Raw genomic sequence first — 21,200 nt, forward strand, 5'->3', positions numbered from 1 at the left:
CTGCTTCTTGCTCCTTAATCATCCCAATAATCTGCGACTCAGTAAAACGGCTCTTTCGCATATGTTTGCTCCTTCATGGTTGAGCAAACTCTACATTAAAGTGAGGGATCTCGCGGGGGGCAGGTCAGAGCGGAAAGAAAATACGCTGATGCCTGCAACTCGGTTTTGTAGTGACCGTTTATAGCTTCAGCGAGGGCGTTGTCAGAAGAATCCCCGACGCTGCCGACCGATGGCTCGATGCCTGCTCGCACCTGCCTGAGCGGGAGAATGGGGAGGCGAAGCCGCGTCGAGGCTATCATAAAGCCCATGATGCGGCGGGTTTGCCACGCATCGAGTTGCTGGTAGTGGAGCGGCCCCAGAGCCAACGGCTGCGCCCGTCGCAGAGGTCGTGGATGGCTCTCTGCAAGTAAGGGGGGAAACAGATTAACATTGCTTATGTGCAGTACCTTCTCCTTATGAGAGAATGCAGCACTGGAAAGGCGTCGAATGGCGAGCTAATAAGCCCATAGAAACGTCAGGTAAAGCCACGGCAGCTCAAGGACACCATGATGCTCACCAACTCCACCATCCTCATCACCGGCGGCACGGGGTCGTTTGGCCAGACTTTCCTGCCGATGGTGCTCAAGCGCTACAATCCGAAGAAAGTCATCATCCTGTCGCGTGACGAGATGAAGCAATGGGAGATGGCCAAGGGCTATGGCGACGATCCGCGCGTGCGTTTTTTCATTGGTGATGTGCGCGACCGCGAGCGGCTTTACCGTGCCTTCGACGGGGTGGATTATGTGGTCCACGCCGCCGCCACCAAGATCGTGCCGACCGCCGAATACAACCCCTTCGAGTGCATCAAGACCAACGTCAACGGCGCGATGAATGTCATTGACGCGGCGATCGACAAGGGCGTGAAACGGGTGGTCGCGCTGTCCACCGACAAGGCGTCGTCGCCGATCAATCTTTATGGCGCGTCGAAACTGGCCTCGGACAAGCTGTTTGTCTCGGGCAACGCCTATGCAGGCGAGCATGGCACGCGGTTTTCTGTGGTGCGCTACGGCAATGTCATGGGTTCGCGCGGCTCGGTGATCCCGTTCTTCATGTCCATCGCTGACAAGGGCGTGCTGCCGATCACCGACAGCCGTATGACGCGGTTCATGATCTCGCTGGAACAGGGCGTTGAACTGGTCTGGCATGCCTTTGAGGACATGATCGGCGGCGAGATCTACGTCAAGAAAATCCCCTCGATGACGATCACCGATATCGCCAATGTCGTCGCCCCCGAAGCGCGTCATGAGGTGGTCGGCATCCGTCCGGGCGAGAAGCTGCACGAGCAGATGATCGGTATCGAGGACGCGCCCTATGCCTATGAATACGATGAGCATTACAAGATCCTGCCGGCGATCAACCATTGGTATAACGACCCCGCACGGATCAAGGATGGCCGCAAAGTGCCCGAGGATTTCGTCTATACCAGCGATCTCAACCCTGACTGGATGAGCAAAGACGCCCTCGCCAAATGGATCGCCGCGCATCGCGACAAGATCGGAGCGATTTGATGATCCCTTACGGTCGCCAGATTATCGGTGACGAGGATATTGCCGCCGTCGAAGCGGTGCTGCGTTCGGATTTCTTGACTCAGGGGCCGGTGGTGCAGCGGTTTGAGAACGCCGTGGCGAGCCGCGTCGGTGCCAGTCATGCCATCGCGACCAATTCCGCCACCTCGGCGCTGCATGTTGCTTGTCTGGCCTTGGACTTGGGGCCGGGCGATCTGCTGTGGACCTCGCCGATCACCTTCGTCGCCTCGGCCAATTGCGCGCGCTACTGTGGGGCGGATGTCGATTTCGTCGATATCGACCCCGACACATTCAACATCTGTCCCGACGCGCTGCAAGCCAAGCTCGACGAGGCCGCCCGCAAGGGCCGCCTGCCCAAGATCATCGTCGCGGTGCATATGTGCGGGCAATCCCCCGATATGGCGCGGATCACCCCGATTGCCCGTGCCCACGGCGTCAAGATTATCGAGGATGCGAGCCACTCCATCGGCGCCGATTACCTTGGCACGAGGGTCGGCGATTGCAGCCATTCCGACATCACCGTGTTCAGCTTTCATCCAGTGAAAATCATCACCACCGCCGAGGGCGGCTTGGCTCTGACCAATGATGCGGGGCTTGCGGCGAAAATGGACCGGCTGCGCAGCCACGGCATCACCCGCGATGCGGATCTAATGACCCATGCCCCCGACGGCCCGTGGTATTACCAGCAGCTTGATCTCGGCTGGAACTACCGCATGACCGAGATGCAGGCGGCTCTGGGCATCAGCCAGATGACCCGTCTCGATGACTTCGTCGCCCGCCGCCGTGCCCTCGCCGACGCATATGACACGGCGCTGGAAGGGCTGCCGCTGCGCCTGCCCAAGCGGATGGAGGGCGCCAATTCCTCTTGGCATCTCTACATCATCCGGCTCGATGACCCCACCCGCCACCTCGCGGTGTTCGAGGCGCTGCGCGCGGCCGGTATCGGGGTGAACCTGCATTACATCCCCGTCCATCTGCAGCCCTATTACCGCGATCTCGGCTTTGGTGACGGTGATTTTCCGATCTCCGAGGACTATTATTCCCGCGCCATCTCGATCCCCCTGCACGCCGGTCTCACCGATGACCAGCAGGCGCAGGTTGTCGCTGAAATCACCAAGGCGCTTGCATGAGCCTCTGCGTCATCCCTGCGCGCGGCGGCTCGAAGCGCATCCCGCGCAAGAATATCCGCGCCTTCTGCGGGCGCCCGATGATCGCCTGGCCGATTCAGGCGGCCATCGACAGCGGCTGTTTTGAGCGGATTATCGTCTCCACCGATGACGAGGAAATCGCCAGCATTGCGCAGTCCTGCGGCGCCGAGGCCCCGTTTCGCCGCCCCGCCGAGCTTGCCGACGACCACACGCCAACCGTGCCGGTCATCGCCGATGCGATCACCCGTTTGAACCTGCCCGCGCGCACCCCGGTTTGCTGTCTTTATGCGACCTCGCCCTTTGTGCGGGCGGATGACCTGCGTGCGGGCCGCGCGCGGCTGGAGGAGACCGACGCGCCCTTCGTGCTCAGCGTCACCACCTATGCCTTCCCGATCCAGCGTGCCTTGCGGCGTGGCGCCTCGGGCGCGGTCGAGATGTTCGACCCCGCGCAGATGCAAACCCGCTCGCAAGACCTCGAAGAGGCATGGCATGATGCCGGTCAATTCTACTGGGGCCGTGCCGAAAGCTGGACGCACCATAAGGGGGTTTTCGTCGCTGGCGCGCAGGGTCTGCCATTGCCGCGCTACCGCGTGCAGGACATCGACACCGAAGACGACCTGCAACGCGCCGAGTTGATCATGCGCGCCCTGCAAATGGATGATGCGCCATGAGGGTCGCCTTCCGCGCCGACGCCTCGATCGAGATCGGAACCGGCCATGTAATGCGCTGCCTGACCTTGGCACGGGCGCTGCGCGAGGCCGGAGCGTCCTGCCAGTTCATCACCCGGGACCTGCCCGGGCATATGGGCGCGCGGATCACCGCCGAAGGGTTCGACCTGACGCTTCTCCCCGCGCCTCAAGGCCCCGCCCCCGAAGGCCCGCCGCTGCACGCCGCATGGGCGGGTGTGGACTGGACACAAGACTCCACCGAGACGCGGGCGGCGCTGGCAACATCGCCCAATTGGCTGGTGATGGATCATTACGCCTTTGATACCCGTTGGCAAAACGCCGCCTGCCCCAAGGACACACGGTTGATGGTGATCGACGATCTCGCCGACCGGAAGCATCGCTGTGACCTCTTGCTGGACCAAAACCTTGGCCGGACCGACACCGATTATGACGGGCTCATCCCCGAGGATTGCACCCGCCTGACCGGCCCTCGCTACGCGCTCCTGCGCCCCGAATTCGCCCAACGCCGCGCCCAAGCCTTGGCCGCGCGCGCACACCGTGGGCTGCAAAACCTGATGATCTCGATGGGCGGCATTGACGCCGTGGACGCGACCTCGACGATCCTCACAGCGCTGCGCGCTGCCCCGCTGCCGCCAGACCTGACGATCAGCGTGATCATGGGCCGCAATGCGCCCGCGCTGGAAAGCGTCCGCGCGCTGGCCCAAGACATGCCCTTCCGCACCGAAATCGCCATTGACGTCAACGACATGGCCGCGCGCATGGCCACAGCCGACCTCGCCATCGGCGCGGCGGGCGCCACCACATGGGAGCGCTGCTGCCTCGGCCTGCCCTCGCTGATCATCGAAACCGCCGCCAACCAATCCGGCATCGCCTCGGCCATGGCTGCCGCCGGCGCCGGCCTCGCCCCCGCCCCCCTAAACGCCCCCGATTTCGCGCAGTCCCTTGCCGCAACCATCGCCCAAGCCGCCAATCCCGAACGCCTCGCCACAATGTCCAACGCCGCCGCCGATATCTGCGATGGAACAGGCCTCAATAAAGCCGCTGGTCAACTGTTTCAAACATCAGCGAAACACAGGAGGTGATCGTATGCCATCAATAGGTAACTTGCGGCACATCACTGAAACCGACTTGGAGTTCATGAGATCTTGGCGGAATGCGCCCGAGGTCGCGTCAAAGATGTATACGCGTCACCACATCACCGCTCAAGAGCATCGAGCTTGGTGGTCTCAAATCCGCACGCGTGACGATCAAGCATATTTCATTTATGAAAAGTCAAACGAACCGTTGGGTGTTGTAGGTTTCACACAGATCGACTTAACGAATGAAAACTGTTTTTGGGCCTTTTACGCAAGCCCCGATGCACCACGGGGAACGGGTTCGCGTATGGAGTTTCTAGCGCTAGATCATGTGTTTACTACCTTGAAGCTACGAAAGCTATCTTGCGAAGTTCTGGCATTCAACGACGCCGTTATAAAATTGCATCAGAAATTCGGCTTTCAGATAGAAGGCGTTTTTCGTGGGCACCATAAAATGGATAGCGAATTCATGGACATTGTTCGGCTGAGTATAATGGATCACGAATGGCGAAGTGCACGTGAAAATTTTGTCACAATTCTCAACCGTTAGGGAACTAGAAAAAGATGATTGAGTTCAGTATCGCCGGCCGCCAGATCGGCCCCGGCCATCCCCCCTATGTCATCGCCGAAATCTCTGCCAACCATAACGGCGACCTGAACCAAGCGCTAAAGATCATCGACGCCGCCCATGCCGCAGGCGCCGATGCGGTCAAGATCCAGACCTACCGCCCCGATACGATCACCCTCAAATCCGATGCGCCGGATTTCCAGATCACCGACGGCCTTTGGGCAGGGCACACGCTCTACGATCTGTATGAGTGGGCGCATACGCCGTGGGAATGGCACGAAGCCCTCTTCGCCCATGCTGCAAAACGCGGGATCACCCTGTTCTCCTCGCCCTTTGACCCGACCGCGGTGGACCTGCTCGAATCCCTCGGCGCCCCCGCCTATAAGATCGCCAGTTTCGAGGCCGTGGACCTGCCGCTGATCCGCTATGTCGCCGCCAAGGGCAAGCCGATGATCATCTCCACCGGTATGGCCGATCTGGCCGAGATCAGTGAGGCCGTCGAGGCCGCGCGCGAAGGCGGCTGCCGTGAACTCGCACTCTTGCACTGCGTCTCCGGCTACCCCGCCCCCGCCGCGGATTACAACCTCGCCACGCTCCATGACATGCGCGCCCGCTTCGACGTGCCGGTCGGCCTCTCGGACCATACGCTCGACAACACCACCGCCACCGCCAGCGTCGCCTTGGGCGCCTGCATTATCGAAAAACACATGACCCTCGACCGCGCAGGCGGCGGGCCGGACGACAGTTTTTCCCTAGAACCCAATGAGTTCGCCGCCCTCTGCACTAGCGCCCGCACCGCATGGGAGGCCGTGGGGCACGTCGACTATGGCCGCAAATCCAGCGAACGCAGCAACGTAAAATTCCGCCGCTCGCTCTATTTCGTCAAGGACATGAAAGCCGGCGACACCATCACCGAGGACTGCATCCGCAGCGTCCGCCCCGGCTACGGGCTGGCGCCGAAGCACTTGCAAAGTTTGTTGGGACGAAAAGTGGTCCGCGACATTAGCCAGAACAGTCCAGTTGTGGCCAATGACATAGGATAAGCATCCCGAAATAGTATGTGGAAAAGGTTCTGGGCGACTTGGTATGGTCGCCTTCCGGCAGTGGCGGAGCCTTTTTACCTAATGATTTTCATAATCACTTCACACTCTAAAAGCAGCCTAGGCGCAGGTCTCATAGCCAATAGATGGCGATGGCGGCGAGCATGATGGCAGAGAGGAACACCTTCGGGCAGCGGTCGTATCGGGTCGCCACACGCCGCCAGTCTTTGAGCCTGCCGAACATGATCTCGATCACTGCCCGGCAGGCGATATGCAAGGCAAATCTGCCGAGAGGGCGGTTGCGCAGCTTGTAACGCCGCTTGCCGTAGTTGATGGGAACCTTTCGCTGCTTTCGGCCGGGGGCGCATGGGCGTATGCCTTTGTCGCTCCACCGCTTCCAACGGTTGTAAAGCGCCTTGTGCGGACCGTATACCTTGGGCGCATCCCGCCAGCGTAAGCCATTGCGGTTGATGAAAATAATACTACTCAACACCCCTGATCATCGCCCCATGGCTTGTCGTGGGACTAGGGGAAATAGGGCGCCAGACGCGCCATTTGCGCGTCGCTCAACCAGAAGAGATCAGGCATGCCACCGCTCGTTATCCAATCGCGAATCATACCGACAACTTAAAATCAATGGGTCCTGATCCTAATCCCAAATGGAGGAAAAATCCCGTGGCAGGTCAATCACCGCAGAGCGCAAGGCGATCTTTTTTGGGGCGCTTTCGGTTGGTGTGGCAAAAGGTCGCGGGGCGTGGGGGCGCGTAAATTCGCGCCTCATAAAGTTACTAAAGTATGCGCAAGAATTTAGCGTTCTTGCGGGGTGGTTGCTTTTTGGGATTGCGACGCTACAAAACGGTGTTGTAGAAAATTAACCACAACCGTATGGTGCATTCAAAAGGGCGTGATTGGCGGCGGAAGATCGGCAATCTGGGGCATGAAGGGTGTAATTCGTGAGGGGTGGAGTTTCTTTTCTCCTGTTGTCAGGGGGCGTCGGGTCACGCTCTGGGTACTGGGAGCCCAAGCAGTTTCGCAAGGTAAAGGGCATCGAATTGGTCGCCTATTCTTTGCGGCTGGCGAATGCGCATCCCGAGATTTCCGATATTGTGGTGAATGCGCCGGAAGGTTATTTCTCGCGCACCCATGAACTCTGCGAGGCTTTCGTCACCAATAAGCCGGTGTCGGTTATTCCCTGTGGTGAGACGCGGCAGGAGTCGGTTTGCATGCTGGCTGAGGCCGCCAGACATGACACGGTTATTGTGCATGAAGCGGCGCGGCCTTTGGTCGACTCGCATATGATTGACGCGCTCTTGAAAGAGACTTGCAAAAATGCCGGTCTGTTTTCACCGATTCCGTTTTCGATGTGCGAGATCGACGCTCACACGGGCATGGTTTCACGAAATATTCCGCGAAAACAAGTGTTTAACATCCAGCTTCCGCAAAAGTTCTGCCGTGATACGCTTTTAAAGGCTCATCTGAAGGCGAAAGCCGCCGGTTTCGAGTTTACTGAGGACGCGGTATTGATTAGTGAGATGGCTGGCGCTGAGGTGGTTGCGCTTCCCGGCTATGCTAAAAATATCAAAATTACATCGCCGGAAGATTTCTGGTTTGTAGAAAAATACATGGAAGAGGAGTCACGGACGTGAAAACAGTGATGATCACCGGCGCATCGCGCGGAATTGGGCTGGCCATCGCACAGGCGTTTTCGCAACCGGATAGCGAGTTTGACAATATTGTCCTCGTGGCCCGCGACGGCAAGCGTTTGGATGAAGCAAAGCAAGAAGTCGCAAGGATCGCCGGAAATAAAGCGGTCCATACGATCGTTTCTGATCTGGGGCAACCCGGTTTTCAGAACGCCTTGTTTGAAACCGTCGACGCGCTTGGCCTGAAGCTGACCTCGATCATTAATAACGCGGGTTTCACCGCGCCCTGCAGTTATAATGATATCACCGAAGAAGATCTGGATATGACCCTGCAGGTTAACGTTAAAGCGCCGATTCTGATCGTGCGTGACGCGCGCCGCCGCGGTCATAAGCTTGACTATATCGTTAATATCTCCTCGACCGCCGGAATGAACGGGCGTCCGAACTGGACCACCTATTCGGCGTCGAAAGCCGCGATTCTGGCCGCGTCGGAATCGATGCAAGAAGAATTCGCGCCCGAAGGCACCGAGGTTCTGCGCATTTCGCCGGGCCGTTGCGCCACCGATTTGCGCAAGACACTGGCACCTGACGAAGATCCGACCACGATCATGCAGCCCTCGGCGGTTGCGGACGGGCTTCGCTTCATGATGTCCGATCAGGGCAAGATTATCCGGCATCAGAACGTCGTGTTCCGATAAGCGGCGGAGACCTGCCATGAGCAACCACGGCGCGGCTGTCTATATCGACAGCCCCATTCCCTCTGCCGTCCGTCAGGTCGCCCCGTTCTATGCACAAGACGTCTTCTCGAACGAGATGACGCCGCTGTTTATGCGGCGACGCCCGGGCACCGCGTTCGGGCTGTTGCCGAAACAGGGTGTCAACGGGGTCCACGTGACGCAGGTTGGTGGCAAGGTTGCCAAGAAGCTGCCGGTGAAACGGGGCGGCGCGGTTTTCTATGCGTTCAACGGTCAGGGCAACTTGCATACGGTGGCCAACCGCTCGTATAAGCATATCCTCGTGTTGCACGGTGAATCCAACAAGCGCGCCTCGGCCCGTCCGGCGGCGCGGCTTTATGACTACATCTGTGTGGCCGGTGATATCGCCATCGACCGCTATATTGACGGCGGTATTTTCCGCCGTGCAGATGTAGACGAGGGGCGCCTGATTCAGGTCGGTGATACCTTCGTGCAGAATTTGGACGGCTACCGCACCGATCCCGAAGGCGGCGAGGCGGTGCTCTATGCGCCGACATGGGAAGGCTTTGGCGGCGATATCAACAATTACAGCTCGATCGGCTTTGACGGGTTGCAGATTGTTGCGCGGGCGATGCGCATCCGCGGTTTGAGCCGGGTGGTGATCCGCCCGCATCCCTATCTGGGCATGCTCAAACAGGGGTTGATCAAGCAGTTGGTGCGCGATGCCGTCGAGCTGAGCCGTTCCAGTCAGGTGGTCTTTGATCTGTCCGATGCCAATCTTGCGGTCGCGGCGACGGTGCGGCTGGCCATGCTGACCGGCGCGAAGAATATCAGCATCAAAGATGATATTGAGCCGGTTGCGCTGTGTATGTGCGATATCTCGGCGATGGAGGCGATCTGCCTCAAAGAGCGTTTGCCGCATATGATCGTCTCGCGCGGGGTGAAGGTTCCCAAGCGGGTTGAGCCGTTTTATGCGCGTAAGGCGATCAAAAATCTGGGTGAGGCACCCGCCCTGCTGAAATCCTATCTCGATGAGCATGAGCAGATCGACGACGCGCATCGCGCGGCGGCGTTCTCCGTGTCGCATCCCGATCTGGCGTCCCCCACAGGCAGCGTCAGATTCGCGCGCCTGATGCAGATTATCTCGCAGAACGGCTTTTGGGGCTGAGGTGATCACAGATGACAATCGTGCTTTTGTTGCTTTCGCTCACACTCACCCTTCTGCCGGTGATCCCGATTGGCCAAATGCGCAAGCTGAAGCCGGTTGCGAAATTGCCCAGGCCGGTGCTCTTGCTGCTCTTGGCGCTGATTGCAGTGCTTCCGGTGGTCACGCTGTCCTCGGCGGGCGCGGTCTCGCCGATCCTGCCCGGAGTGCTGCTTTTGGGCTTGGCGGTAAGCTATGGGGCCAGTCATCTTGTGGCCCGGATCACCGGACGCCTACGGGGTGAGGTCGGGGAGGCACTGCCCACGCCACTGGACCGACGTTTGAAGGGCGCTGCACATATCATCTATGCATCGCGGATCGTCATAACCCTCGCAGGGCTGCTGATGGCCGTTGCCGCGCTGACCTCCGGTGAGGTGTCTCGCTGGGGCTACCTCCTTGTCCTCGGGCTGGCGGTGCTGAATGCGGTTATCGGCTATGTCGTCTGGCACTCACGGGCTGCGCTGTCGGATACGGTCCATGCGGCCGAGGTCGAACGGTTCCTGTCCTGGGCCGAGCGCGAGGGTGTCACCGCGCTGGTGCAAGTCCCCAACGCCAGCGGCGCGAGTCTGGAGGCGCTTGAAAAACTGATGCGGCACCTCAACGGCCAAGGCGAGCAGGTCGGTATCATCTGCCGTGGACGCAAGTCGTTCTCGCTGGTCAAAAGGCGCTACAGCGCTTCGTGGCTGATCCGGCGGATGGCGGATATTGATGACTATTCTGTTGGTCCAATAACGCGATGCTACCACCTGCTGACAGGGACGATCGGGATGCACATGGTCTCTCAACACCATATTCACCACGTGGTGGTCGATTTTGATGGAAAGTTGGCGCAAGCTCGCCGTTTACCAAAACACCTACGGATGTACGATGAAGTCCAGGCTAATGCACAGGTCTCAGCCGCGCTTGAGGCAGACGGCAAGAGCTATGGTGTTATCGTAAAGGCGCTCGACAAAAGGGACACTACCCCACAGCTTCCGCTACCATCAATAGATGCCGCGTGTGATGCGCGCGCGCGGATAGCCGTGTTTTTCTCAGCAGACTTTCTCGAAACACCCTTTCATGTGACCATGTGGGCACATCATCTCGATGCCTCCGGGGTTCCTTGGTATGCGATCTGCACCAGTGAGCATCATGTAGCGCAATTGCGGGAAGACGGGATTCAGGCGGTCTTATCGAGCAAAGCCTACCACCATGTAAATGCGATTACGCCTTCGGTCCGAGCGATTTTTTACGTCAACAACGGCCATCGCAATCTCGAGATGATCGAGCGTTTTCCGGAGCTGATCCATGTTCAACTCTTGCATGGAGATTCCGACAAGCCATCGTCTTCCTCGCCGGTCACCGCGATCTACGACAAGGTTTTCGTCGCCGGACAGTTGGGCCAAGACCGTTATCAAAACAACGGCGTGGTCATCCCGAGTACAGCTTTCGTCCACGTCGGTCGGCCGCAGGTCAAAGGGCGTGAGGTCGGCAAGCGGGACGGGTGGAACGATGATCCGGTCGTCGCCTATATGCCAACTTGGTACGGGGCAAAGGGGGATATGCGGCTCTCTTCACTCGACCGCGGCCCGGATATTATCCGCGCCATCCAGCGGGCGGCGCCCAAGGCAGAGATCCTGTTCAAGCCGCATCCGCTGATCGACAAGCACCCTGATTGGAAGCAGCTCAGCAAGCGCATCACTGCAGCGCTGGCGGAAACCGGGTCAAAGCCGCTCGACATGAATGTCGACGCGAATGAGGTCTATGCGCGCGCCGATATGCTGGTCACCGATATCTCCTCGACGATGAGCGATTATCTCTATTCCAACCGGCCATTGGCGGTGGTGATGCCGCATGGGCAGATCGACGATCCGCACCGGCAATTCCCGACGCTTGGCGGCTGCTACGAGGTAGCGGCGGATCTGTCCAATATCGACAGCCAACTGCAGGATGCACTGGGGGCGGATAGCCTGGCCGACCAGCGCAGCGCCATGCGCATATACGCCTTCGGGGATGACAGTAGAGAGGCGGACGCAAGGTTTATCGACGCGGTTCGGCAGATTGCCGAGTGGCCGTAAGTCCAGACAGCGCGGCAAACCACCTCATGCAACATCACACCCCGATATGCGACATCAAGACGGGCGGTCAGACAGCAGCAACCCAAGTCACGTGTATTAGAAAACTCTTTCAAAAGAAGGCGGTATATGTCTGAGGTGGCGCAAGCAAACCCGGCTCCAGCAAGTAAATCCACGGAGGCAAAAAAGCCCCCGAAGCCGTCGGGCTCCATCCGCGCGGCTCCGGCTGGAAAGACCCCGCGCCACGCCGCCGAGAGGCGCTCGCGCAGATTGCTGTATTCCTTCCTTCTGTTTGTGATCCTGCCGGTCTCGCTGTTTGCGATCTATAGCGTGTTCGCGACCGACCGTTATGCGGCGGGCTCAAGTTTCGTGGTGCGCAGCTCAACCAGCAATAGCGGTGGCGGCGGTGGCGAGCTGCTGGATTCGCTGACCGGAAGCGTCTCGTCGGGATCGACGAAATCGGATTCCTATATCGTCCGCCGCTATATCGAATCCCCCGATCTGGTGCGCGAGATCGACCAAGCATTCGGCATGCATAACCTCTTTGGCCGCGACACCATCGACCTCTTTCAGCGGCTGCCTGCGGATGCGACCTTTGAGGATAAGATCGACTACTGGAACCGCCGCGCGCTCAGCACCTATGACCACACCACCGGCATTCTGACGCTTGAGGTGCAGGCCTATACCGCCGATGAGGCAAAGGTTCTGGCCGATTTCGTCATGGAGCATATCCGCAATTTCGTGAACGATCTGTCGCGTTCGGCGCGGATGACCTCCTATGATTTCGCCCTGCGGGAACTCGAGGTGGCCGAGGTCAAATTAAACGAGGCACAAGCGCTGCTCACCGCATTCCGTGTGGAGAACCGGATCGCCGACCCCAGCATGAGCGCCAACCGCGACGATATGCTGGTGTTCGAGTTGAACCGGATCATCATGGAAGAACGCGCCAATCTCTCGGTGCTCAGCGAGCGGCCGCATCAGGATTTCAACGCCGAGCAATTGCGCCGGCGGATCATCGCACTGGAGATGCAGCGCGACCAGCTTCGCGAAGGGATCAGCGACACCCAGTCCAGCGGCGGCACGATCACCGCCGAGATCATGAATGACTATGAGGAACTCGCGCTCGGGGTCGAGATCGCCAAACTGCGCTATATGGCAATGCTCGAAAGCATGGAGGGCGCGCGCCGCGAGGCGGACCGCCAGCAGCGCTATCTTGCAGTATTCGCCGAGCCCTATGCCGCCGAGGAAGCCGCCTATCCACGCCGCATCATCAACGTGCTGATCGCATTTGTCGCGATTACCCTGATCTGGGCGATCGCCTCTTTCGTGATCCAGATGGTCCGGGACCACCAGAAATGATCAGCGCCCGCCGCCCGATTGTCATTAATGCCCATGTTATCTGGGCGCTGATGCTGCGGGAATCGCGCATGGCCTTCGGCACCTCCCATTGGGGCTATCTCTGGGCGGTGTTGCAGCCGGCGGTGACCCTCAGCTTTTTGATCATCATCTTTGTGTTGATCGGTCGCGGTGCCCCGTTTGGCGAAAGTCTGGGCCTGTTCTTTGCCACAAGCCTGCTCTGTCAGGAGTATTTCAACAAGCTCTCGGTCAGCCTGATGCGGTCGTTCAGCTCCAACAAGAGCCTGTTTGCCTATCCGCCGGTGCAGACCACCGACACGGTGATCGCGCGGCTTCTGCTGGTCTCTTCGGTGCATGTTCTGGTCGGCGCATTGTTTTACACCTCGCTGTATCTGACCGGCTACGGCGCCATCCCGTGGCGGCCTGAACTGGTGATTCTGGCCTTTGTCATGATCGGGCTGTTCGGCCTTGGGATCGGCATGATCAATGCGGTGATCTATAGTTTCTTCAGCTCTTGGCAGCATTTCGAAAAGCTCTTCGGGCGCCCGCTTCTGTTCATGTCCGGCACCTTCTATGTGCCCTCGATGCTGCCCCCCGAGGCGATCAGCATCATCAAGTGGAACCCGATCATCCATATGGTCGAGATCAACCGCATGGGGTTCTATGCGGATTATCATAGCGAGATCCTCGACCCGCTGTTTATCGGTTTTGCCATCGGCGGCGTTCTGGTCGTCGCGATGTTTGCCGAGCGGTTCACACGGAAGATGCGGAAATGATCCGGTTTCACGATCTGAGCAAATCCTACCCCTCCTACGGTGGCCGCCATCATGTGCTGGATCGCTCGAATGCGGTGTTCGAGGCGGGCGTCAACTATGCGCTGATGGGGCATAACGGAGCGGGGAAATCCACCGTGATGCGGATGGTCTCGGGGGCGGATCTACCGACCTCGGGCTGGGTCGAGCGTCAAGGCATGGTGTCCTGGCCACTGGGGTTCAGCGGCGGGTTCAACAGCACGATGACGGGGCGCGAGAACGTGCTGTTCGTCGCCCGCACCTATGGGCAGAACACCGCCGAAGTGCTCGAGGCGGCGGCAGATTTCGCCGAGATCGGCAAGAGTATGGAAATGCCGGTCTCGACCTATTCGACGGGTATGAAACAGCGGCTGGCCTTCGGGCTGTCACTGGCGATCAGCTTCGACACCTATCTGATCGACGAGGTCACCTCGGTCGGCGACGCGCGGTTCAAACGCAAATGCGACGAGGCATTGCTCGGCCGTCTGGCCACCTCCCGCGTGATCATGATCTCCCACTCCGAGACCACCATCCGCAAATACTGTCAGGCCGGGATGCTGCTCTGGGACCGGAACCTCTATGAATACGACGACATCGAAGAGCTGATCAAAGACTACAAGACGGTCTGCAGGTAAGGCGCGAAAGGCTTCGACGCCGGAACGGGCATACATCGATCATCTGCGACATCAAAAGGGCGGGGCGTGTTTAACACCGCCCCGCCCTTTGCTTTCTCGTCATTCCCCCGACATCACAGCACCAGCGCGGGCAGGAAGGTGGCGATTTGGGGGAAGAACAGGGTCAACCCGATCACCGCGAGGATCGGTAGCAGGAAGGGCACCACCGCTAGCGAGACTTTCTCGAAGGGCATGCCGGTGATCTCGGCGAGCACGAACAGCACATTGCCGAACGGCGGGGTGATCACCCCGCAGGAGAGCGTCAGCACCATCAGCACGCCGAAATAGACCGGATCAATGCCCAAGGCCTGAATCGTCAGCATGAAGATCGGGGTGAAGATCAGGATCGCTTCGACCACCGACATGAAGCAGCCGATCACCAAGAAAAACAGCACGATGGCCAGCATGATCGTGGTGTTGCCGACGTCCAGCGAGGCGATGGTCATCGCCAGTTCCTGCGGAATGCGCAGCCGCACCAAGAGCCAGCCGTAGAATGTCGCGATGCCGATGATGAACAGGATGATCGAGGAGAACCGCACGGTGCTGGCCAAGACGTCCATCAGCAGCGCAAAGGTCATCTCGCGGTAGACCACGGTGCTGAGAAACAGCGCGTAGACACAGGCGATGGCACCGGCCTCGGTGGGGGTGAACATGCCGGTCCAGATGCCGCCGACGATGATCACCGGCGTCAGCAGGGGCGGCAATGCGCGCCAGAACAGCCGCGCGGTCTCGGGCAGCGCCGGACGTGGCGAGAGCGGCATCGGCAGCCAGAAGGACATCACGAAACTGGTCACCATGAAGGCCGCGCCGACCATCAGCCCCGGCACCAGCCCGGCGAGGAACATCGCCGCCACCGAGGTGCCCGATTGCCAGCCGTAAACCACCAGCGCAATCGACGGCGGGATCATTGGCGAGATCACCGCGCTGGCGCCGGTGATACCCACCGCAAAACTGCGCGGATAGCCGCGCTCGCGCATCGCCTTGAGCTCCAACTGCCCCAGCCCCGCGACATCGGCCACGGCGGTCGAGGACATGCCGGAAAACAGGATCGAGGCCAGCACATTCACATGGCCCAGCCCGCCACGCACCGAGCCGACCAGCGCATTGGCAAAATCAAAAATCCGCATCGCCACCGTGCCGACATTCATGATCGCCGCGGCAAAGATGAAGAACGGGATTGCGAGGATCGGGAAGTTGTTGAGCCCGCGCATGATCTGCAGGGCAAAGAGCTCGGCGGGGATCGCGGTGATCCCGTCGCGCAGCACCAGCACGGTCAGGCAGGTCAGCCCGATCGAGATGGCAATCGGCACGCCGATGGCGAAAAGCACCACCATCACGCCGAAAAAGATGATCAGGTATTCCATTCGCCCTCCGACTCGTAGTTCGGCAGCGCGGCCTCATCGCCGCGGATCAAACGCAGCAGCTGCGCGATGCTGAACAGGATCATCGCGCCGAGCCCGATCACCAGTGCCAGATATAAAAAGCTGTAAGAGACGCCGAGCGCGGTGGTCGAGTTATGCACGCTGACCCGCATCATCGATTGCGAGCCCCAGAAGGCCACCACCAGCAACAGCAGTCCGGCGATCTCGATAAAGATGCAAAACCCGCGCAGCCAGCGCCGGTTGAGCCGCCGCAGCACCACGTCGATCACCAGATGCCGCCGGTGATACCAGGCCGCAGCCGAGCCCAGAAGCACCATCCAGGCCAGCAGTCCGGCGCCGACCTCTTCGGACCATGCCACCGGCAGATGGAACACCTGACGGCCCAGAACCGCATAGGTGATCACCGCCACCAGCGCCATCATCAGCGCCATTGATATCAGTTCCAAGATCCGGGCGAACCCGGCCTCGAGTTGTGCAAATCCCATCATGCCCCCCGGATCAGCGCCGCGACAGACCAGTCATGGCCGGACCGATAGACCGGCCCGGCCAAAGTGTCACTCAGTGTCGTCACTCAAAGCGTTGCCACTCAGTTCGCCGGCACTCAGTTTGCCGCCACTCAGTTTGCGGTTGCGTCGATCGCGGCCTGAATGTCTTGGGTGACACCCTCGGCCATATCGGCCAGCGCGCGTTGCACGGCGGGCGCGGCGGCAGCGCGGAACGGCGCTTGATCCACGTCGATAAAGCTCATGCCGTTCTCGATCAGCTGCGCGCGGTAATAATCGTCACGCTCTTGCTCGACGGTGAACCCATGCGCACGCGCCTCGGCGACGGCTTCGCGGATCAGCGACTGGTCATCCTCGGTGAGGCTGTCCCACCAGCGCGCCGAGGCCACCCAATGCCAGGGGAACGACAGATGCGCGGTGGTGATGATATAGTCCTGCACCTCCCACATCTGGCGGGTGTAGGGCGAGGCAAGGCTGTTCTCATGCGCCTCGACCTGACCGGTGCGCATGGCGAAATAGATGTCCGGCGCCGGAATCACAATCGGCTGCACGCCCAGCTCGCTCCAGACATCGACCCAGACCGGCACCTGCGGCAGGCGCATCGGCAGCCCGTGCAGATCCTCGGGCGTATGGATCTCGCGGTTCGAGGTCATATGGCGGAAGGCGCGCATCTGCGGCCCAAGGTAGACCAGATTGCCACGCTCGCGCGATTGCGCCTGCATCGCGAGGCCCGAGTCGGTCTCCATCACGTAATGCTCGACCGAGTCCCAATTGGGGAACACGAAGGGCACCGATACTGCGTCATATTCGGCGGCATATTGGCCCATGAACAGCCCGCCGGTCAGCGCCATCTGGGTCTGGCCCAGATTGAGCAGTTCCAGAATATCGGTCTCGTCACCGAGTTGCCCGCCAAGATAGGGCGCGATGTCAAACCGGCCCGGAGCGCGCTCTTCCAGGATCTCGGTAAAGCGGGTGATCGCGGCTTCCTCCGAGCCGCCGGCGCTCATCGTGTTGTGGATCTCGATTTGCTCGGCCTGCGCCATCGTGGCGGCAAGACACAAGCCGGTGGCCAATGCGGCGAACGCGCTGAACCCTCGTTTTGCAATAGTCATTTCGTCTCCTCCCTCAAAGCACACCCCGCAAGCCGGGGCGATCTGGTCGTCTCGTTTTCTGGTTAGCTCTGGCCCTGTAGCCCCCGCAGAGGGCCGAGGATTTCATCATTGTGCTGGCCCAGTTCCGGTGCCGGCAGATGCGCCTCGCAGGGCGTCTCGCTCAGTTTCACCGGAAAGCCCAGCATGCGCACCGCACCGCGCCCGGGATGGGGCACGTCGATCACCATCTCCTGCGCCATCACCTGCGGATCGCGCAGCGCCTCGGCCAGATTTTGCACCCGCCCGCTGGGCACACCGGCGGCATTGAGCCGCTCGATCCATGCCGCCTGCGTGTCCTGCACCATGCGGCCGTCAATCAGCGTGTTCAGCTCATTGCGGCGCGCCGTGCGCTTGGCGTTCTCGTCAAACCGCGGGTCTTCCAGCAGATGCTCCAGCTCCAGACAGCGCATGAAGCGGCGCAGCACCATATCGTTGCTCGCCGCCACCGCGACCTCGCCATCACGGGCGCGAAACAGCCCATAGGGCGCGACCAGCGGGTGGTCATTGCCGGTGCGCGCGGGGATTTCGCCGGTCAGCAGATGCTCCGAGGCCAGATAGGCCATGAACGACAGGATGCCGTTCATCATCGCGCTTTCGACCTGCTGGCCGCGCCCGTTCAACTCGCGCGCGCGCAGCGCATTGACCGCGCCATAAGCGGCATAGAGACCGGCGAGCAGATCAGTAATCGGCTGGCCACTGCGCAGGGGCGGTTGGTCGGCACCGCCATTGACGCTCATGAAGCCGCTCATCGCTTGGGTGATGAAATCAAAGGCCGGACGGTCGGCATAGGGGCCGCTGCTGCCAAAGCCGTTGATCGAACAGGTCACCAAGCGCGGGTTCAATTGCTCCAGCGTCGTGGCATCCAGCCCCATTTTGTCCAACACGCCGGGGCGGTAATTCTCCACCAGCACATCGGCGCCTTCGATCAATTGCCGCAGCAGCGCCATATCGCCCGCGTCGCGCAGGTTCAGGGTGACGGATTTCTTGTTGCGGTTGAACGAGGCGAAATACCAGCTCAGCCCGTCCTGCATCCCGCCCTGTTGGCGCACCGGATCACCACCCTCGGGCGGCTCGACCTTGATCACCTCGGCGCCCATGTCGCCCAGAAGCATCGAGCAGAACGGCCCCGAAAGCACCCGCGTCAGATCAACCACGCGGATCCCGTCCAGCGGTTTGCGCAAATCTTGTGTCATCCGCAGGCCGTCCTGACGCTATCGACTGCCGAGGTTTGCAGCCGTGGTCCGGCTTTCATCACCTGGCCCGGCAGTGTGGTGCCAAGCGCCGCCTCGACCTCGCGCGCCACGTGGCACAGCGCCTCAAGGTCAACGCCGGTCTCGATGCCGCATTCTTCCAGCAGATACACCAGATCCTCGGTGCAGATATTGCCGGTGGCGCCGGGCGCAAAGGGGCAACCGCCGAGGCCCGCGATCGAGGATTCGTAGATCCAGATCCCCTCGGCGAGACCGGCCATCACATTGGCCAGCCCGACGCCGCGGGTGTTGTGGAAATGCAGCGCGATCTCGAGATCGGGCAGCGCCGCGCGCAGGGCCTGCACCCGCTCTTGCACCAAGGGCGGCGTCGCCATGCCGGTGGTGTCGCCCAGCGTCAGCCGCCGAATGCCCATCGCATGCAGGCGCTGGGCGATATCGACCACCTCGGCCATCGGCACCTCGCCCTCGAAAGGGCAGCCAAAGGCAGTGGCAATCGCGCCCTGCACCCTCGCGCCCGCCTCGGCAGCATGGGTGCAAACCGTCTCGATCTGTGCCAGACTGCTCGCGCGGCTGCGGTTCAGGTTCTTTTGGTTGTGGCTTTCCGAGGCCGAGACAAACACCACCAGCGCATCGACGCCTGCCGCAATCGCCGCCTCGGCGCCCCGCAAATTCGGAACCAACGCGGTGAGGGTGACGCCCGCGGGCTGGCCCAATTGCGCCAGCACTTCCGCCCCGTCGCGCAGTTGCGGCACCGCGCGCGGCGAGACAAATGAGGTCACTTCAAACACCCGCAGCCCCGCCGCGATCATCGCCTTGAGGGTTGCTGCTTTGGTCGAAGTCGGTATCCATTTGTTAACGGATTGAAACCCGTCGCGGGTGCCGACCTCGACAATCTGGACGCGGTCCGGGAACCCGTCGCGCATTGGGCGGAGCATGGCAGTCATCGAGATTTCGGCCTCCCAGTCGAAAGTCTTCAGTTTGGTACGCCATTATGGTATACCAATCAAGAGAGCAAATATTGGAGCGATATGCCACCTGAAAACGACCCCGAAACTGGCCCCGAAACTGGAACTGACTCCACCGCGAACCCGGCCCAAGGTGCGGATGTTTATACGCGGTTACGCGCAGCGATCCTGACGCTGGATCTCTTGCCCGGTGAGCGGCTATCCGAACGCGCGCTCGAGGGGATGCTGGGCGCCTCGCGCACCCCGATCCGCGAGGCTGTGCTGCGGCTGGAGACCGAGGGGCTGATCCAGCGCAAGGGGCGCGTGATGCGGGTGACATCGCTGGAACTGGCTGAAATCCTTGAGGCTTTTGAATACCGCGAGCATATCGAAGCCGCCGTCGCGCAGCTCGCCTGCCAGCATGCGACCAAGGCCGATATCACCCGCTTGCAAAAGATCCTCGATGCCGGACGACAGGGGGCCGACGCGGCGGCGTGGTTCGAGATCGGCTCGGATTTTCACATCCTGCTGGCGGAACTCTCGCGCAACCGGTTTTTGGTGCGCGCGGTCACCGATATCCTGACACGGATCGAGCGCGCGCGCTGGATCATGTGCTCGCTGCCCTCGGCCCGCGACGAGGCCCATGACGAGCACAGCCAGATCCTGCGCCTGATCGAGCTGAACCGCCCCGAACAGGCCGCCGAAGCGCTCAAGGAACATGGCCGAGGGCTGCGCGATATTCTGGCCGAATCGCTCTCGCAGCGCAGCCGCGCCGGTCTGCGCGCGCGCGGCGTCGATATCATCGACCGCGCCTGACAGGGGGCTGATCGACGCGGTGATCACGGGCAAAAAGAAAACGCCCGCTCAAAGAGCAGGCGTTTCCAAATGCGATTTTGCAGTCTCTTACTGGTGCCAGCTGATACCCAGCGTGAAGGTGGTGTTGTCCAACCGGACGCCGAACGGGGTATAGCGGGTATAGCGAACCCGCGCGTCCAGCATGACATGCTCGGTCGGGCGATAGGCCAGACCCACCGAAAGCGAGGGGCCGGAACCGGTGATCGACGGACCAGGGGTGGTCAGACGGCCCTGCGCTGCGCCAATGCCGACGAAGGGCATGATATTGCCCGCGTCATAGCCAAGCATCGCGTCGATCGAATAGCGGCGGATGTTGAAACCGGCCGGAAGCGGAAAGCCCGGAATCGTGGTGTTCTCGGCGCTGACTTCGCCAATCGCGACCCATTGGCCGAAATCATGCATATAGCCGGCCCGCAGACCCAGCGCGCGAGTGTCGATCGAAATGCCAAGCGGCCCGACAAGCGGAACATTGGTCGGACCAAAGCCGCCAAAGATACCACCGTAAAAGCCGGTCCAATTGGTCTGTAAGCGGTGTGCCGCCCTCACATTGTAGTGCGTTTCGCGCCCTGCGAGATGTTTCGCATCTCATTACGGGGAGTGCGTTTCGCAATGTGCGCTATAAATTCGTTTCTAAAATCACTTGGTGTCGAG

Annotated in this window: 20 protein-coding genes and 1 pseudogene; 14 read left to right on the forward strand and 7 right to left on the reverse strand. The window is 60.5% G+C overall.

The features are described 5' to 3' along the window. Nucleotides 1-548: 548 nt before the first annotated feature. Genes pseB through pseI form a run of 6 tightly spaced genes read left to right on the forward strand, consistent with a single transcriptional unit; the run spans nucleotide 549 to nucleotide 6,089 of the window. Nucleotides 549-1,547, forward strand: a complete 999-nt coding sequence (gene pseB, locus DDE20_RS18400) for a UDP-N-acetylglucosamine 4,6-dehydratase (inverting) (protein ID WP_116559983.1) — start codon at nucleotides 549-551, stop codon at nucleotides 1,545-1,547. Then, nucleotides 1,547-2,695, forward strand: a complete 1,149-nt coding sequence (pseC, locus tag DDE20_RS18405; RefSeq protein WP_116559984.1) for a UDP-4-amino-4,6-dideoxy-N-acetyl-beta-L-altrosamine transaminase — start codon at nucleotides 1,547-1,549, stop codon at nucleotides 2,693-2,695. The genes pseB and pseC overlap by 1 nt, the downstream gene beginning before the upstream one ends. Next, the gene (gene pseF, locus DDE20_RS18410; RefSeq protein ID WP_116559985.1) at nucleotides 2,692-3,384 is read left to right on the forward strand and encodes a pseudaminic acid cytidylyltransferase; all 693 of its coding nucleotides are present in this window, start codon (nucleotides 2,692-2,694) and stop codon (nucleotides 3,382-3,384) included. Before pseC ends, pseF begins: the two co-directional genes overlap by 4 nt. Next, the gene (pseG, locus tag DDE20_RS18415; RefSeq protein WP_116559986.1) at nucleotides 3,381-4,484 is read left to right on the forward strand and encodes a UDP-2,4-diacetamido-2,4,6-trideoxy-beta-L-altropyranose hydrolase; all 1,104 of its coding nucleotides are present in this window, start codon (nucleotides 3,381-3,383) and stop codon (nucleotides 4,482-4,484) included. The genes pseF and pseG overlap by 4 nt, the downstream gene beginning before the upstream one ends. 4 nt (nucleotides 4,485-4,488) lie before the next feature. Then, on the forward strand, nucleotides 4,489-5,028 hold the full coding sequence (pseH, locus tag DDE20_RS19420; RefSeq protein ID WP_116559987.1) for a UDP-4-amino-4,6-dideoxy-N-acetyl-beta-L-altrosamine N-acetyltransferase: 540 nt from the start codon (nucleotides 4,489-4,491) through the stop codon (nucleotides 5,026-5,028). Between the two features lie 14 nt (nucleotides 5,029-5,042). Next, on the forward strand, nucleotides 5,043-6,089 hold the full coding sequence (gene pseI / locus DDE20_RS18425; RefSeq protein WP_116559988.1) for a pseudaminic acid synthase: 1,047 nt from the start codon (nucleotides 5,043-5,045) through the stop codon (nucleotides 6,087-6,089). A gap of 130 nt (nucleotides 6,090-6,219) precedes the next feature. Here pseI and DDE20_RS18430 read toward each other — a convergent pair. Continuing rightward, nucleotides 6,220-6,674 (reverse strand): annotated as a pseudogene (locus DDE20_RS18430) (transposase). Between the two features lie 365 nt (nucleotides 6,675-7,039). Here DDE20_RS18430 and DDE20_RS18435 point away from each other — a divergent pair. From DDE20_RS18435 to DDE20_RS18465, 7 genes are all read left to right on the forward strand, one after another. Next, nucleotides 7,040-7,732 carry an IspD/TarI family cytidylyltransferase gene (locus DDE20_RS18435; RefSeq protein ID WP_116559989.1) on the forward strand — a complete coding sequence of 231 codons (693 nt, stop codon included), beginning with the start codon at nucleotides 7,040-7,042 and terminating at the stop codon, nucleotides 7,730-7,732. Beyond that, entirely contained in the window at nucleotides 7,729-8,427 is a 699-nt protein-coding gene (locus DDE20_RS18440) for an SDR family NAD(P)-dependent oxidoreductase (RefSeq protein ID WP_240608264.1), read from the forward strand. The genes DDE20_RS18435 and DDE20_RS18440 overlap by 4 nt, the downstream gene beginning before the upstream one ends. A gap of 16 nt (nucleotides 8,428-8,443) precedes the next feature. Next, complete coding sequence (locus DDE20_RS18445) at nucleotides 8,444-9,592, forward strand: hypothetical protein (protein WP_116559990.1); 1,149 nt, start codon at nucleotides 8,444-8,446, stop codon at nucleotides 9,590-9,592. Nucleotides 9,593-9,603: 11 nt separating this feature from the next. Next, entirely contained in the window at nucleotides 9,604-11,685 is a 2,082-nt protein-coding gene (locus tag DDE20_RS18450; RefSeq protein WP_116559991.1) for a CDP-glycerol glycerophosphotransferase family protein, read from the forward strand. A 267-nt stretch (nucleotides 11,686-11,952) separates the two neighbouring features. Continuing rightward, entirely contained in the window at nucleotides 11,953-13,041 is a 1,089-nt protein-coding gene (locus DDE20_RS18455) for a KpsE/RkpR family capsule polysaccharide export protein (RefSeq protein WP_116559992.1), read from the forward strand. Then, the gene (locus DDE20_RS18460) at nucleotides 13,038-13,814 is read left to right on the forward strand and encodes an ABC transporter permease (protein ID WP_116559993.1); all 777 of its coding nucleotides are present in this window, start codon (nucleotides 13,038-13,040) and stop codon (nucleotides 13,812-13,814) included. Before DDE20_RS18455 ends, DDE20_RS18460 begins: the two co-directional genes overlap by 4 nt. Next, the gene (locus tag DDE20_RS18465; RefSeq protein WP_116559994.1) at nucleotides 13,811-14,464 is read left to right on the forward strand and encodes an ABC transporter ATP-binding protein; all 654 of its coding nucleotides are present in this window, start codon (nucleotides 13,811-13,813) and stop codon (nucleotides 14,462-14,464) included. Before DDE20_RS18460 ends, DDE20_RS18465 begins: the two co-directional genes overlap by 4 nt. Nucleotides 14,465-14,577: 113 nt before the next feature. Here DDE20_RS18465 and DDE20_RS18470 read toward each other — a convergent pair whose 3' ends face one another. From DDE20_RS18470 to DDE20_RS18490, 5 genes are all read right to left on the reverse strand, one after another. Next, nucleotides 14,578-15,867 carry a TRAP transporter large permease gene (locus DDE20_RS18470; RefSeq protein WP_116559995.1) on the reverse strand — a complete coding sequence of 430 codons (1,290 nt, stop codon included), beginning with the start codon at nucleotides 15,865-15,867 and terminating at the stop codon, nucleotides 14,578-14,580. After that, on the reverse strand, nucleotides 15,855-16,370 hold the full coding sequence (locus tag DDE20_RS18475) for a TRAP transporter small permease (RefSeq protein WP_165814577.1): 516 nt from the start codon (nucleotides 16,368-16,370) through the stop codon (nucleotides 15,855-15,857). The genes DDE20_RS18470 and DDE20_RS18475 overlap by 13 nt, the downstream gene beginning before the upstream one ends. A gap of 131 nt (nucleotides 16,371-16,501) precedes the next feature. Then, entirely contained in the window at nucleotides 16,502-17,500 is a 999-nt protein-coding gene (locus DDE20_RS18480) for a TRAP transporter substrate-binding protein (RefSeq protein ID WP_116559997.1), read from the reverse strand. A gap of 62 nt (nucleotides 17,501-17,562) precedes the next feature. Further along, nucleotides 17,563-18,732 carry a CaiB/BaiF CoA transferase family protein gene (locus tag DDE20_RS18485; protein WP_116559998.1) on the reverse strand — a complete coding sequence of 390 codons (1,170 nt, stop codon included), beginning with the start codon at nucleotides 18,730-18,732 and terminating at the stop codon, nucleotides 17,563-17,565. Next, on the reverse strand, nucleotides 18,729-19,694 hold the full coding sequence (locus DDE20_RS18490) for a hydroxymethylglutaryl-CoA lyase (RefSeq protein WP_240608267.1): 966 nt from the start codon (nucleotides 19,692-19,694) through the stop codon (nucleotides 18,729-18,731). The genes DDE20_RS18485 and DDE20_RS18490 overlap by 4 nt, the downstream gene beginning before the upstream one ends. An 84-nt stretch (nucleotides 19,695-19,778) precedes the next feature. On the opposite strand from DDE20_RS18490, the gene DDE20_RS18495 reads away from it, so the two are divergent. Continuing rightward, nucleotides 19,779-20,510 carry a GntR family transcriptional regulator gene (locus tag DDE20_RS18495; RefSeq protein ID WP_116559999.1) on the forward strand — a complete coding sequence of 244 codons (732 nt, stop codon included), beginning with the start codon at nucleotides 19,779-19,781 and terminating at the stop codon, nucleotides 20,508-20,510. A gap of 87 nt (nucleotides 20,511-20,597) precedes the next feature. Here the strand turns inward: DDE20_RS18495 and DDE20_RS18500 are convergent, their stop codons facing one another. Further along, nucleotides 20,598-21,095, reverse strand: coding sequence for an outer membrane protein (locus DDE20_RS18500; RefSeq protein WP_116560000.1), 498 nt, complete (start codon nucleotides 21,093-21,095; stop codon nucleotides 20,598-20,600). Between the last annotated feature and the right edge of the window lie 105 nt (nucleotides 21,096-21,200).

Source organism: Pararhodobacter oceanensis (assembly GCF_003076755.1).
Classification (GTDB): Bacteria; Pseudomonadota; Alphaproteobacteria; order Rhodobacterales; family Rhodobacteraceae; genus Pararhodobacter; species Pararhodobacter oceanensis.

Coding starts and splice junctions, on each gene's coding strand:
- pseH (WP_116559987.1), top strand. CDS start 4,489: ATGCCATCAATAGGTAACTTGCGGCACATCACTGAAACCGACTTGGAG.
- DDE20_RS18450 (WP_116559991.1), top strand. CDS start 9,604: ATGACAATCGTGCTTTTGTTGCTTTCGCTCACACTCACCCTTCTGCCG.
- DDE20_RS18445 (WP_116559990.1), top strand. CDS start 8,444: ATGAGCAACCACGGCGCGGCTGTCTATATCGACAGCCCCATTCCCTCT.
- pseC (WP_116559984.1), top strand. CDS start 1,547: ATGATCCCTTACGGTCGCCAGATTATCGGTGACGAGGATATTGCCGCC.
- DDE20_RS18465 (WP_116559994.1), top strand. CDS start 13,811: ATGATCCGGTTTCACGATCTGAGCAAATCCTACCCCTCCTACGGTGGC.
- DDE20_RS18460 (WP_116559993.1), top strand. CDS start 13,038: ATGATCAGCGCCCGCCGCCCGATTGTCATTAATGCCCATGTTATCTGG.
- pseF (WP_116559985.1), top strand. CDS start 2,692: ATGAGCCTCTGCGTCATCCCTGCGCGCGGCGGCTCGAAGCGCATCCCG.
- pseB (WP_116559983.1), top strand. CDS start 549: ATGCTCACCAACTCCACCATCCTCATCACCGGCGGCACGGGGTCGTTT.
- pseI (WP_116559988.1), top strand. CDS start 5,043: ATGATTGAGTTCAGTATCGCCGGCCGCCAGATCGGCCCCGGCCATCCC.
- DDE20_RS18480 (WP_116559997.1), bottom strand. CDS start 17,500: ATGACTATTGCAAAACGAGGGTTCAGCGCGTTCGCCGCATTGGCCACC.
- DDE20_RS18490 (WP_240608267.1), bottom strand. CDS start 19,694: ATGACTGCCATGCTCCGCCCAATGCGCGACGGGTTCCCGGACCGCGTC.
- DDE20_RS18470 (WP_116559995.1), bottom strand. CDS start 15,867: ATGGAATACCTGATCATCTTTTTCGGCGTGATGGTGGTGCTTTTCGCC.
- pseG (WP_116559986.1), top strand. CDS start 3,381: ATGAGGGTCGCCTTCCGCGCCGACGCCTCGATCGAGATCGGAACCGGC.
- DDE20_RS18495 (WP_116559999.1), top strand. CDS start 19,779: ATGCCACCTGAAAACGACCCCGAAACTGGCCCCGAAACTGGAACTGAC.
- DDE20_RS18475 (WP_165814577.1), bottom strand. CDS start 16,370: ATGGGATTTGCACAACTCGAGGCCGGGTTCGCCCGGATCTTGGAACTG.
- DDE20_RS18485 (WP_116559998.1), bottom strand. CDS start 18,732: ATGACACAAGATTTGCGCAAACCGCTGGACGGGATCCGCGTGGTTGAT.